The sequence below is a fragment of the Pseudomonas sp. DTU12.3 genome (assembly GCF_004124275.1).
GTDB classification, from domain to species: domain Bacteria; phylum Pseudomonadota; class Gammaproteobacteria; order Pseudomonadales; family Pseudomonadaceae; genus Aquipseudomonas; species Aquipseudomonas helmanticensis.
The window spans coordinates 5,357,527-5,372,173 of the sequence record NZ_CP027218.1; the positions used below are offsets into that span (position 1 = coordinate 5,357,527).

Genomic DNA, 14,647 nt, shown 5'->3' on the forward strand with positions numbered 1-14,647 from the left:
AATCGCTTGTCAGACTGCAATCAATTCGAGAGACGCGGCAGGATCAGATCCTTGAGATCGGTCAGCTTGCCATGAAAAAAGTGTCCGCATTCTGCCACTTTCAACAGCTCATGGGGGCGCTGGAGTTTTTCCGACCAGTCGTAAACCAGCTGAGGCTCGATGACTTCGTCGGTTTCCGGCTGGATCACCGTGAGTTCGCCGTGTTGCGGCAGTTGATCCTGCTCGCCCAGACGCATGACCGCCGGCGCGACCATGAACAGGTGCTTGAGCTGCACGCCTTGCGCTTCAAGACGGCCGCCGAGACTTGCTGCAACAAATCCGCCGAAGGAGAAACCGAACAGGGTCATCGGCAGATCCGGGTGTTTTTCCCGCAGCCATGCGGCGGCAGCCTGGGCGTCATCGACTTCGCCGGTGCCCATGTCATGCGAACCTTCGCTGGCACCAACGCCGCGATAGTTGAAGCGCAAGGTAATCAGGCCGGCGTCGCGCGCGGTGCGCTGCAGGGTCGAGACAACCTTGTTGAGCATGGTGCCGCCCTGCACCGGGTTCGGGTGGCAGATCAGCGCGATGCCGCGCGGCTGCTCGTTATCCAAGCTCTTGTTTTCGAGAAGCAGAGCTTCGATTTGGCCGACTGGGCCATCAATCACAACGGGGGTTTCACGCATCAGCAAGGAAGGAACTCCGTGACCTCGAATCGGGTCGACTCGTCTAGCAAATTGTCTGTGCCAATCTATTGCGAGTGAATCGCGGTATACAGCGCAGGTTCGAGCCGTTAACGTAAAGCAAAGCCGTTTATAGAGGAAGGACTCGTGGAACACTCGCTCTTAGTTTGGTTGTTACCGACTCTTGCCCTGGTTGTGGGTGTCGCCATTGGATTCCTGATCGCGCGCGTTGCGCCGAACGCCGCACCGAGCCGCACGCAGCGTCAACTGGATGATATTCAGGAACGCTTCGACAGTTATCAGAACGAGGTGGTCACCCACTTCAACAGCACCGCGATGCTGGTCAAGAAACTGACCCAGAGCTATCAGGAAGTGCAGGACCATCTCGCCGAGGGTGCCAATCGTCTGGCCCTGGACGAGCAGACCCGCCAGCGCCTGATCGCCGCCCTGCATGCCGACGCGGCAGTGGCACCACGCGAACGCCTGACGCCACCGCGCGATCAGGAGCCGCCACGCGACTACGCACCGAAGACCCCGAACTCGCCGGGCATGCTCGATGAGCATTATGGTCTGAAGAAGTAATCAGCCTTCGCTGAAAACAAAAAGCCCCCGGACAGTGATGTGTCCGGGGGCTTTTTTGTGCCTGATAGTTTTGTGGTGCCGATTTGATCGCCATCGCGAGCAGGCTCACTCCTACATTTTGAAATGCATTCCCCTGTAGGAGTGAGCCTGCTCGCGATGAGGCCATAACCGGCCACACAAAAAAATGCCCGATCACAGGATCGGGCATTTCTTCATTCAGGCAATCGCTTACGGATACTGCTGAACCGTACCCGGCTGCTGTTGCTGCTGACCACCATACTGCTGGCCCGGGATCGCCTTCAGGTTGACTTCAACCCGGCGGTTCTGCGCCCGGCCATTGACGTCACCGTTGCTGGCAATCGGATTATCGGGACCGGCACCACGGGCCGTCAGGTTGGCACCGCCGACACCCTGCGAGGTCAGGTAGGTCGCCACGCTCTGCGCACGACGCTGCGACAGGTCCATGTTGTGCTGGCGGCTGCCAGTGCTGTCGGTGTAGCCGACGATTTCGATCTGGTTCTGGTTGAACTCTTTCAGCGAGTTGGCCAGGTTGTTCAGCGGTTGATAGAAGCTCGATGCAATGTTCGCCGAATCGGTGGCGAAGGTGATGTTGCCCGGCATGATCAGTTTGATCTGGTCGCCCTGACGCTGCACTTCAACCCCGGTGTTGGCCATGCTGGCACGCAGCTTGGCTTCCTGTTTGTCAGCGTAGTAACCGTAACCGGCCGCCGAAGCACCCACCACAGCGGCGCCGATCAAGGCACCCTTGCCGCGATTGTTATGGTCGATGGCAGCACCGGCCAAAGCACCGGCCAGAGCGCCGAGACCACCGTACTTGGCGGTTTTGCTCATGCCTTGAGAGCCACCGTCGGCCTGGCCCTGATTGTCATACGGGTTAGGCGAGGCGCAGCCGGACAGCAAGGCCACGGCAGTAGCGACAATAATCAAACGACGCTTGGTGAACATGGAGAGCTCCTGGTTTTTCGCATTCTGTGGTGCAGCGGCCACTGGGTAAAATGGACCTGCGCGGGCGTTGGATCATGACAATGCACAAAAATTCCGCCGGGCACTCGTGACAAAATATTTACGCCCGCACAAACGGGTTTTCGCGCATTTCGTCACCCAGTCGCGTATCCGGACCATGCCCGGTCACCACCGTTGCATCTTCGTCCAGGGTGTACAACCGCTGCTTGATCGACCGCACGATGGTTGCCTGATCGCCGCCCCACAAATCCGTGCGCCCTACGCCGCGACGAAACAGCGTGTCGCCGGCAATCAACAGCTTAGCCTCGGAAAACCAAAAGCTCATGGAACCGGGCGTATGACCCGGCGTATGCAGCGCCACGCCGCAGCCACAGGCGAGTTCTTCATCGTCGCTCAACCAGCGATCCGGTGCCGGCACCGGGGTGTAGGGCACGCCGAACATCTGGCACTGCATCTCAAGGTTGTCCCAGAGGAACTGGTCCTCCTTGTGCAAGTGCAGGGTCGCACCGGTTTTCTCTTTCATCTGGCCGGAGGCGAGGAAGTGATCGAGATGGGCATGGGTGTGGATGATGCTGACGACTTTCAGACCATGAGCATCGAGGCGCGCGATGATCAGGTCAGGATTGCCACCCGGGTCGACGACAATGGCCTTTTTGGTGATCGGGTCGCCGATGATGGTGCAGTTGCACTGGAGTGGGCCGACGGGGAAGGTTTCGCGGATAAGTTTGGGAGCAATGACGGTCATGAGTGATCCTGGGCAAACACTGAAAAGCTGACTTCAGAAGTCTACTTCAACAGCCGATACAGGTTGCCAATCGGATATCTGACGAACAGCTCATAAAAATGATGGCCATATGATGCCAATCGTATTCATTCTGATGCAAAATCAACATTTTGTAGCGGCCGCATTCAGGAAGGGCCACATCATACCCAGGAACTCAAATGCCCACTCCAACTGGCTCTACGCTTAGCTTCAATTCCTCGCTGACCGGCGTCAAACCTGTAGACAGCCTATTGTCCGGGTCTTATTGGGCAGGATCCAACTGGCCTCTGGGCGGGACCACCAATCTGACCTATAGCTTCGTCGCGTCGGGTACTTCCTACTTCGCGACCAACTACAGTGCCGACAATGAATACAAAGCCATGTATGACCTGTCGACGTCTCAGCAAGGCGGAATAATCAGAGCGTTAGCCACCTGGAGTTCGGTAGCCAATATTTCATTCACCAAAACCACCGACGATATTTCCAACGTCGGCGACTTGCGTTTTGGTGGCTATGCGTTGATGAAAGACCAGGCCGCGGCCTGGGCTTATACGCCATCCAATACGCCCAAGGGTGGCGACGTGTGGATTGGCGATCCGGCCAATGAGTTCCCGATCAATGGCTCCTACGATTACATGACTTACATTCATGAAATCGGTCATGCCATCGGACTGAAGCACCCGTTCTCTCCGAACGCGGTGAACTCGACGATTCTTGATGCGTCGCTGGACGATGTCCGTTACACGGTCATGAGTTACAACAACAATTACTCCTACCAGCCAACGACTCCCATGCTCCTGGACATCCTCGCGATCCAGGCCCTGTACGGTGCCAATACTCAGTGGCAAGCCGGAGACACCGTCTATAGCTGGAAACAGTACGACAAGATTTTCGAGACCATCTGGGACTCCGGTGGCAACGACACCATCGACGCCAGCAACCAGTTGAATTCGGTCAGCCTTGATTTGAACGAAGGTGCGTTCAGCTCGATTGGCATCGGTTTCTTCTACAACTCCACTAATTTTTTCAACAGCGGCCTGGCGATTGCCTATGGCGCCAAAATCGAAAATGCCATCGGTTCGACCTTCAACGACCAGATTCGGGGCAATGCCCTGGACAACGTCATTGATGGTCGTGAAGGTGCCGACTACATGGTCGGTGGCGCAGGCAACGATACCTACTATGTCGACAACAAAGGCGATGTGATCGTCGAGACCGGAACATCGCCGACGGAAATCGATTCGGTTTTTTCTACCGTCAGTTATGACCTGTTCGGCAGTGAAAACGTCGAGAACCTGACGTTGCTGACCAACGGCAATCTCAACGCCTATGGCAACTCGTCGAACAACGTGATCGCGGGTAATGCCGGCAACAACATTCTCGACGGTCGCGGCGGCACTGACCTTCTCATCGGCGGCGCAGGCAATGACACCTACATCGTCGACAACGTCGGTGACGTCGTCGTTGAGTCCAGCACTCTGGCCAGCGAAATCGATAATGTGCAGGCATCGGTGTCTTACACCCTCGGCGCTAACCTGGAAAATCTCACGCTGACCGGCACGGCCAACATCAATGGCACCGGCAACACCCAGAACAACGTGATCACGGGCAACGACGCCAATAACCAATTGAACGGTGGCGCCGGCGTCGACACCCTGATCGGTGGCAAAGGCAACGATGACTACAGTCTCGATCAGTCTGATGAACTGGCTCTCGTTCAGGAAAAGGCCAACGAGGGTAACGACACCCTGCACATCAGCTACGACGCCACCGCGCAGACCAGTGTCATCGACCTGAGCCAGAACAATCTGGTGAACTTTGAAAACGTACAGGTTCTGGGCAGCGGCGCGTTCAATGTGATCGGCAACAGTGCCAACAACACGTTGAGTGGCAATGCCTCCGCCAACAACCTTCAGGGTGGGGTCGGCAACGACTACCTGGACGGCGGCGCTGGTGCCGACACACTGGTTGGCGGTACGGGTGACGACACTTATGTGATTGATCGACTCGACGATACGGTCGTTGAGCTTGCCAACGAAGGTCGTGATCTGGTTCGCACCAGCGTCAGCTACACGCTCGGCGCCAATATCGAAAACGGCGAACTGCTGGGTACTGCGGCGATCAACCTGACCGGCAACGAATACAACAACGTGCTGACCGGTAACTCGGGCAATAACGTCATCGATGGCGGCGCAGGCGCCGATACGATGATTGGCGGCAGCGGCAGCGACACTTACTACGTCGACAACAGCGCTGACGAGATCATTGAAAACTGGTCCTACGACCACGATCTTGTCTACGCCTCCGTCAACTACACACTCGGCAACTACATCGAGACTCTGACGCTTACCGGCAATGCCGACCTGAACGGCACTGGCAATTTCATTGACAACCGTATCAATGGCAACAACGGCAACAATATTCTCGATGGCGGATCCGGGGCGGACTGGCTCTGGGGCCGCGCAGGCGATGACGTTTACATCATCGACGACGTCAATGACCGAGTCATGGAGTTCAACGGTGACGGTCACGATCAGATCCGCACGACGGTCAGCTACACCCTCTCCAGCAACGTGGAGGATGGCGTACTGCTGGGCTCGGCATCCATCGACCTGACCGGTAATGAACTGGTCAACGTGTTGACCGGCAACAGTGGCAACAACGTGCTCGATGGCGGCGCTGGCGCTGACACACTCATCGGCGGCGCCGGCAACGACACCTATGTCATCGACAACATCGGCGATGTGATCACTGAGACCAGCACCCTGGCCACTGAGATCGACACCGTTCGCGCTTCGATCAATTACACCCTCGGCGCCAATCTGGAGAACCTGACCCTCGTTGGGATAGCCAATCTCAACGGCACCGGCAATGCCTTGAACAACGTCATTACCGGCAACGACGGCGATAATGTCCTCGACGGGGGCACCGGTGCCGACACGTTGATCGGTGGAGCCGGCAACGACACCTATATTGTCGACAACGTCGGCGATGTAATCAGTGAAACCAGCATCCTGGCCAGCGAGATCGATACCGTAAAGGCTTCGGTGGACTACGTCCTCAGCGCTAACCTGGAAAATCTCACGCTGACCGGCAACGCCAATATCTATGGCATCGGCAACACCCAGAACAACGTCATCATCGGCAACGACGGTGACAACCAGCTCAATGGCGGCGCCGGCCTCGACACGCTGATCGGCGGCAAGGGCAACGACGTCTACTTCCTTGATCAGGCGGGTGAACTGGCGCTGGTGCAAGAAAACGCCAACGAGGGCAACGACACGCTGAATGTCGTTTACACCGCCACGGCGCAGAACAACCTCGTCGACCTTGGCCTGAATAATCTGCAAAACGTCGAAAACCTCACCGTGCTCGGCAGCGGCGCGTTCAACGTTACTGGCAACAGTCTCAACAACACCCTGACCGGCAACGTCTCCGACAACGTGCTCGACGGTGGCGCAGGCGCCGACACGCTGATCGGCGGTGCTGGCAACGACACTTATGTGGTCGACAACATTGGCGACGTGGTCAGTGAAACCAGCGACCTGGCCAGTGAAATCGACACCGTTCGCGCTTCCATCGACTACACCCTCGGCGCCAACGTGGAAGTTCTCTCGCTGATTGGCAACGCCAACCTCAATGGCACCGGCAATGCCTTGGACAACGCCATCAACGGCAACGCCGGCGACAACATCCTGGACGGCGGCAGCGGTGCGGACCTGATGGTCGGCGGGCTGGGCAACGACACTTACATCGTCGACAACGTCGGCGATGTGGTCAGCGAAACCAGCACGCTTGCCAGTGAGATCGATACCGTCAAGGCCTCGGTCGACTACATCCTTGGCGCCAACCTGGAAAACCTCACCCTGACCGGCAACGCCAATACCTATGGCATCGGCAACGCGCTGAACAACATCATCATCGGCAACGACGGTGACAACCAGCTCAATGGCGGCGCCGGCCTCGACACGCTGATCGGCGGCAAGGGCAACGACGCCTACTTCCTCGATCAAGCGGGTGAACTGGCACTGGTGCAGGAAAACGCCAACGAAGGCAGCGACACCCTGAACCTCACTTACACCGCGACGGCACAGTCCAGCCTCATTGATCTGAGCCTGAGCAACCTGCAGAACATCGAAAACCTCGCGGTGCTCGGCAGCGGCGCGTTCAACCTGACCGGCAACAGCCTCAACAACACCCTGACCGGCAACGCCTCCGATAACGTCCTTGATGGCGGCGCGGGCGCCGACCTGTTGATCGGCGGGGCTGGCAACGATACCTACGTGGTCGACAACGTCGGCGATGTGGTCAGCGAAACCAGCACTCTGGCTGGCGAGATTGACACCGTTCGCACGTCGATCGACTACACCCTCGGCGCCAACGTGGAGATCCTCACGCTGACCGGCACGGCCAACCTCAACGGCACCGGTAACGCCTTGGGCAACGCCATCAACGGCAACGCCGGCGACAACATTCTCGATGGCGGCACCGGTGCCGACCTGTTGGTTGGCGGCTTGGGCAACGACACCTACATCGTCGACAACGTCGGCGACGTGGTCAGGGAAACCAGCACCCTCGCCAACGAGATCGATACCGTCAAGGCGTCGGTCGACTACATCCTCGGCGACAACCTGGAAAACCTCACCCTGACCGGCAATGCCAACACCTACGGCATCGGCAACGCCCTCAACAACGTCATCACCGGTAACGACGGCGATAACCAGCTCAATGGCGGCGCCGGCCTCGATACCCTGATCGGCGGCAAGGGCAACGACGCCTACTACCTCGACCAAGCAGGAGAACTGGCGCTGGTGCAGGAAAACGCCAACGAGGGCATCGACACGCTGAACCTCGTTTACACCGCCACGGCGCAGAACAACCTCGTCGACCTGAGCCTGAGCAATCTGCAGAACGTCGACAACGTAACGCTGCTGGGCGCAGGTGCCTTCAACATTACCGGTAACAGCCTCAACAACACCCTGACCGGCAACGCTTCCGATAACGTCCTTGATGGCGGCGCGGGCGCCGACCAGCTGATCGGCGGAACGGGCAACGACACCTACGTGGTCGACAACGTCGGCGACGTGGTCAGCGAAACCAGCACTCTGAGCAGTGAGATCGACACCGTTCGCGCCTCGATCGATTATATCCTCGGCGCTAACCTGGAAAACCTCACGCTGACCGGCAATGCCAACCTCTATGGTATCGGCAACGCGCTGAACAACGTCATCATCGGTAACGACGGTGACAACCAACTCAATGGTGGCGCCGGCCTCGACACCCTGATCGGCGGCAAGGGCAATGACGCTTACTTCCTCGATCAAGCGGGCGAAGTGGCGCTGGTGCAGGAAAATACCAATGAAGGCAACGACACGCTGAATGTCGTGTATGCCGCCACGGCACAAAGCAGCCTCATCGACCTGAGTCAGGCCAACCTGCAGAACATCGAAAACCTGACGGTGTTGGGCAGTGGTGCCTTCAACCTTGTCGGCAACAGCCTGAACAACACCCTGACCGGCAATGCTGCTGACAACGTACTCAACGGTGGTGCCGGTCTCGATACCCTGATTGGCGGCAACGGCAACGATACCTACGTCCTTGACCAGGCCGGTGAACTCACGCTGGTGCAAGAAAATGCCAATGAAGGTAACGACACGTTGAATGTGGCTTACAACGCCACCGCACAGGAAAACCTGATCGACCTGAACCTGGGCAATCTGCAAAACGTCGAGAACGTAGCGTTGCTGGGCAATGGCACTTTCAACATTACCGGCAACAATCTCAACAACATGCTGACCGGCAACGCTTCCGACAACATCCTCGATGGCGGCGTGGGCGCTGATTTGATGGTCGGCGGGCTGGGCAACGATACCTACATCGTCGACAACGTCGGCGACGTGATCCGCGAAACCAGTACCTTGGTGAGCGAGATCGACACCGTTCGCGCCTCAGTCGACTATATCCTCAGTGCCAACCTGGAAAACCTCACCCTGACCGGCACTGCCAATACCTATGGCATCGGCAACGCGCTGAACAACATCATCATCGGCAACGACGGTGACAACCAGCTTAATGGTGGCGCCGGCTTCGATACCCTGATCGGCGGCAAGGGCAACGACGCTTACTTCCTCGATCAAGCGGGCGAGCTGACACTGGTGCAGGAAAACGCTAACGAAGGCAACGACACGCTGAATGTCGTGTATGCCGCCACCGCACAAAACAGCCTCATCGATCTGAGCCTGAGCAACCTGCAGAACATCGAGAACCTCGCGGTGCTCGGCAGCGGCGCGTTCAACGTGACCGGCAACAGCCTCAACAACACCCTGACCGGCAACGCCTCCGATAACGTCCTTGATGGCGGCGCGGGCGCCGACCTGTTGATCGGCGGGGCTGGCAACGATACCTACGTGGTCGACAACGTCGGCGATGTGGTCAGCGAAACCAGCACTCTGGCTGGCGAGATTGACACCGTTCGCACGTCGATCGACTACACCCTCGGCGCCAACGTGGAGATCCTCACGCTGACCGGCACGGCCAACCTCAACGGCACCGGTAACGCCTTGGGCAACGCCATCAACGGCAACGCCGGCGACAACATTCTCGATGGCGGCACCGGTGCCGACCTGTTGGTTGGCGGCTTGGGCAACGACACCTACATCGTCGACAACGTCGGCGACGTGGTCAGGGAAACCAGCACCCTTGCCAACGAGATCGACACCGTCAAGGCATCGGTCGACTACATTCTCGGCGACAACCTGGAAAACCTCACCCTGACCGGCAACGCCAACATCTACGGGATCGGCAACGCCTTGAACAACGTCATTACCGGCAACGATAGTGACAACCAGCTCAATGGCGGCACCGGCCTCGACACCCTGATCGGCGGCAAGGGCAACGACGCCTACTTCCTTGATCAAGCGGGTGAACTGACACTGGTGCAGGAAAACGCCAGCGAGGGCATCGACACGCTGAACCTCGTTTACACCGCCACGGCGCAGAACAACCTCGTCGACCTGAGCCTGAGCAATCTGCAAAACGTCGAAAACGTAACGCTGTTGGGCAGTGGCGCGTTCAACCTGACGGGTAACAGCCTCAATAACACCCTGACCGGCAACGCCTCCGACAACATCCTCGACGGCGGCAGCGGTGCGGACCTGATGGTCGGCGGGCTGGGCAACGACACTTACATCGTCGACAACGTCGGCGATGTGGTCAGCGAAACCAGCACGCTTGCCAGTGAGATCGATACCGTCAAGGCCTCGGTCGACTACATCCTTGGCGCCAACCTGGAAAACCTCACCCTGACCGGCAACGCCAATACCTATGGCATCGGCAACGCGCTGAACAACATCATCATCGGCAACGACGGTGACAACCAGCTCAATGGCGGCGCCGGCCTCGACACGCTGATCGGCGGCAAGGGCAACGACGCCTACTTCCTCGATCAAGCGGGTGAACTGGCACTGGTGCAGGAAAACGCCAACGAAGGCAGCGACACCCTGAACCTCACTTACACCGCGACGGCACAGTCCAGCCTCATTGATCTGAGCCTGAGCAACCTGCAGAACATCGAAAACCTCGCGGTGCTCGGCAGCGGCGCGTTCAACCTGACCGGCAACAGCCTCAACAACACCCTGACCGGCAACGCCTCCGATAACGTCCTTGATGGCGGCGCGGGCGCCGACCTGTTGATCGGCGGGGCTGGCAACGATACCTACGTGGTCGACAACGTCGGCGATGTGGTCAGCGAAACCAGCACTCTGGCTGGCGAGATTGACACCGTTCGCACGTCGATCGACTACACCCTCGGCGCCAACGTGGAGATCCTCACGCTGACCGGCACGGCCAACCTCAACGGCACCGGTAACGCCTTGGGCAACGCCATCAACGGCAACGCCGGCGACAACATTCTCGATGGCGGCACCGGTGCCGACCTGTTGGTTGGCGGCTTGGGCAACGACACCTACATCGTCGACAACGTCGGCGACGTGGTCAGGGAAACCAGCACCCTCGCCAACGAGATCGATACCGTCAAGGCGTCGGTCGACTACATCCTCGGCGACAACCTGGAAAACCTCACCCTGACCGGCAATGCCAACACCTACGGCATCGGCAACGCCCTCAACAACGTCATCACCGGTAACGACGGCGATAACCAGCTCAATGGCGGCGCCGGCCTCGATACCCTGATCGGCGGCAAGGGCAACGACGCCTACTACCTCGACCAAGCAGGAGAACTGGCGCTGGTGCAGGAAAACGCCAACGAGGGCATCGACACGCTGAACCTCGTTTACACCGCCACGGCGCAGAACAACCTCGTCGACCTGAGCCTGAGCAATCTGCAGAACGTCGAAAACGTAACGCTGTTGGGTGGTGGCTCCTTCAACCTGACCGGTAACAGCCTCAACAACACCTTGACCGGCAACAGTGCCAACAACGTTCTCAATGGCGGTGCCGGTACGGACACCCTATTCGGCGGTGCAGGTGCGGACACGTTCGTATTCGGTGCTGTCAACGAAACAGGGACGGGGGCCAATCGCGATGTCATCAGCGATTTCAGCAGCCTGCAGGGCGACAAGATCGACCTCAGTCATTTTGATGCCAACCTTCTGGTAGCGGGCTTCAACGGCTTTACCTTCATTGGCGCAGGCGACTTCACAGGAGCCGGACAGCTGCGTTTTGTCGACCACATTCTTTCGGGCAATGTCAGCGGCAGTGCCACTGCAGACTTCGAAATCCAGTTGGTGGGGGTCAACAGTTTCAGTGCCAATGATCTGCTGGTCTGATGGCTGGACCATGAGACCGAATTCAGGACGGTGATTCAGTCCGGATGAAAAAACGCCCCGATTGCTTCGGGGCGTTTTTCGTTGTTCGTTACCGTCACACTGCGGCTATGCCAACACTCCCAATTCCTTGGCCCTCGCCACTGCCTGCGTACGCCGCTCGACGCCCAGTTTGCTGTTGATGTGGCTGGCGTGGGTTTTCACGGTGTGGAGCGAGATGAATAGCTGCTCGCTGATTTCCTGATTTGAACAGCCTTGAGCGATCAGGCGCAGGACAGCCAGTTCGCGGCTGCTGAGTTGTTCCGCCGCTGAGCATTCGGCCACGGCACGCACAGCAACATGCGGCATGTGTCCGAGTAATTGCTGGCCGATAAGGGTAGACGCGTTCGGCGCCAATTGAGCGCGCAACCAATCCGTCTGCCCTTTGATCAACGCGTCGAACGGCTGCAGCACGCCGCCGCTCGCGGCTTCCAATGCTTGATTTAGAGCCTTGCGCGCTTCCGGCTCGCGCCCACCGGCCAGCAACAACGTCACTTTCTGCGTCAGAGCCATCACACTGAGCAACTGTCGCCCGGTTTGCTGACCATTTTCATGCAACACGTTCAAACGCCCTTCAGCGAGCATCGGCTGGCCCTGAATCATGTCGAGCAATGCCTGCTGCAATTCAACGTGCAACGGCAGTTGCGGATGAAATTCCGGTGGCGCGGCGGCTTTTTCACCGGTGTAAGTCTGGCCCAATCGCGCCAGCCAGGCCTCGGCCAGATCGGTGCGGCCCTGCGCCAGCCACAGTTCACATTTGACCAGGGTGATCATCGCCAGATAGTAGATCGGCGGCACGTCCCAGATGTGCATCAGGCGTTCGGCTTCGGCGAGTTCGGCGAAGGCCTTGGCGAACTCGCCGCTGCTGCCATCCAGACGCGCGATCACGCAATGACCGATCAATACGCTGATATCGCGACAGGCCCGTGCCTCGGCGATCCCGGCCAACAACCGTACGCGTGCCGCTTGTGGCTGCAAGCGCATCGCCAATAGAAAACCCTCGTACAGGGTCAGCCGCGCGCGCACCGCATACAAACGTTGCGGCGACAGGCCGCTCAGGCGCTCCAAGCCCTGATGGACTTCATCGAGTGCGCGCAGAATTTCACCGCGTGCCTGCAACACCCGCGCACGATCGTAGTGCGCCAACGCTTCGAACAACGGGTTGCCGACGCGCTGCGCCAACTCCAGCGACTCTCGGTTAAGGCCACGGGCGCGCCATAGGTCACCGTCGGCAATGGCCAGATTGGACAGGGTCGACAGGCACATCAGCCGCTGGCCGTAGCGTTTGGCGGGCAGGCTTTCCAGAGCTTCGCTGCAATACCTGAGCGTCAGTTCACGGTGGCCGCGACCACGGGCAATGATCCCGCTCAACGCCAGCCATTGCGCCAGCATCGACTTTTGCGCAGTGGCCGAAGGCGCTGGCAGAAAGCGGCTCAAATGGCTGGACAACTCTTCGGCGGCATCGAGCTGGCAAGCCAGCCCCAGCGCCCAACTGTAGAGGACGATCAAACGCGGCGTGCTGATCAGCAGGCTGTCGGGCAAGTCCATTTTCCAGCGCAGCAACATGCCGACGTTCTGTTCGGCCAGCAGTTGTTCTTCAGAAAGGTTTTGCACCAGATTCGCGGCCACATCAAGGTGGCCGGCACGCAACGCCTGCTCCACGGCCTCATCGAGCAGCCCCTGCGCATTGAACCAGCGACAGGCGCGCAGGTGCAGTGTCGCGGTCGGCACCATCGCCTGCGCAATCGGGCGACTGCGCAGCAGATCAGAAAACAGATGGTGATAGCGATACCAGTGACCGTGCTCATCCAGCGGCACCAGAAACACCTGATGCGCCAGCAGGAAACGCAGGATCTCGGCGCTGTCATGGGACTCGCGGACGGCATCGCACAGTTCGCTGCAAAAGCGTTCCTGAGGCGCCGTTTCGTAGAGAAACGCCTGCACTTCGGGGGGCAGGCAATCGATGACTTCTTCGAGCAGGTAATCGCGGATCAGCCCTTCCCCGCCGTTCAACGCTTGCGGCAAGGCGGCGTCGCTACCAGCTTCAGCCACTGCCAGCAGCCAGAAACGTAGCCCGGCTACCCAGCCTTCGCTACGTTGGATCAGGCTTTCCAGCGCTTCGCCGCGCAGTGAGCTGCTGTGGCGATCGAGCAAGGTCAGAGCTTCGTCGTGGGTCAGCCGCAGATCCTGTTCGTGCAGTTCGAGCAGTTGCCGAGACAGGCGCAAGCGCGCCAGATGCCAGTCCGGACGCTGGCGACTGGTGACCATGACCAGCAAGCCGTCCGGCAAATGATTGAGGAAGAATTGCAGGCAGCGATCGAGTACCGGGCCTTGCGCCAGATGATAATCGTCGAGCACCAACAGCAGCGGCGCCGCTGGATCAAGGTGCAGCGCCAGCTCATCGAGCAGGCCGTCGAGCCATTCTTCAAACGCAAACGGCTGATGACGCTGACGCATTTTCAGCAGCCCCAGTGCACGGCTGCCCAATTGCGGAAAGTCGTCCTGCAAACCTTCCAGCAAACGCTCGAGGAAGCGCCCGGGGTCACTGTCGCGCGGGCTCAGGCCGAGCCACAGACTTTGCCACTGCGCCGGCAGACTCTGGCAGAACTCCACCGCCAGCGAACTCTTGCCAAACCCGGCCGGGGCACTGACCAGCAATAGCCGTCCACCGAGCCCGGCTTGCAGGCGCTCGCACAGGCGCGGTCGCAGCACGTAGCCCTCGGGCAACGGCGGGCGAAAGAAACGCCCGTCGAGTGCCGCGACGGCAACGCTTGCAGGACCCGGAAGTGGGGACAGATCAGTCATGGCCGGCTCTTGTTTGAATGGCTATTGGC

The 14,647-nt window shown here is 59.0% G+C and carries 6 protein-coding genes; 2 read left to right on the forward strand and 4 right to left on the reverse strand.

What is annotated here, in order from left to right; translation table 11 throughout:
• Window positions 1–20 precede the first annotated feature (20 nt).
• A complete protein-coding gene (locus C2E19_RS24545; RefSeq protein WP_129395449.1) occupies window positions 21–665 on the reverse strand; it encodes an alpha/beta hydrolase in 645 nt (214 codons plus the stop codon).
• A gap of 144 nt (window positions 666–809) precedes the next feature.
• Between C2E19_RS24545 and C2E19_RS24550 the strand changes: the two genes are divergently transcribed.
• Window positions 810–1,244, forward strand: coding sequence for a YhcB family protein (locus C2E19_RS24550; protein ID WP_007917055.1), 435 nt, complete (start codon window positions 810–812; stop codon window positions 1,242–1,244).
• Window positions 1,245–1,472: 228 nt separating this feature from the next.
• On the opposite strand, the gene C2E19_RS24555 is transcribed toward C2E19_RS24550, so the two are convergent.
• Window positions 1,473–2,210, reverse strand: a complete 738-nt coding sequence (locus tag C2E19_RS24555) for an OmpA family protein (RefSeq protein WP_129395450.1) — start codon at window positions 2,208–2,210, stop codon at window positions 1,473–1,475.
• 118 nt (window positions 2,211–2,328) lie between these two features.
• Window positions 2,329–2,973: an MBL fold metallo-hydrolase gene (locus C2E19_RS24560; protein WP_129395451.1), complete on the reverse strand. Its 645-nt coding sequence runs from the start codon at window positions 2,971–2,973 to the stop codon at window positions 2,329–2,331.
• A 197-nt stretch (window positions 2,974–3,170) separates the two neighbouring features.
• On the opposite strand from C2E19_RS24560, the gene C2E19_RS29270 reads away from it, so the two are divergent.
• Window positions 3,171–11,777: a M10 family metallopeptidase C-terminal domain-containing protein gene (locus tag C2E19_RS29270; protein ID WP_256661245.1), complete on the forward strand. Its 8,607-nt coding sequence runs from the start codon at window positions 3,171–3,173 to the stop codon at window positions 11,775–11,777.
• Window positions 11,778–11,882: 105 nt separating this feature from the next.
• Here C2E19_RS29270 and C2E19_RS24570 read toward each other — a convergent pair whose 3' ends face one another.
• Window positions 11,883–14,618, reverse strand: a complete 2,736-nt coding sequence (locus tag C2E19_RS24570; RefSeq protein ID WP_129395452.1) for a LuxR C-terminal-related transcriptional regulator — start codon at window positions 14,616–14,618, stop codon at window positions 11,883–11,885.
• Between the last annotated feature and the right edge of the window lie 29 nt (window positions 14,619–14,647).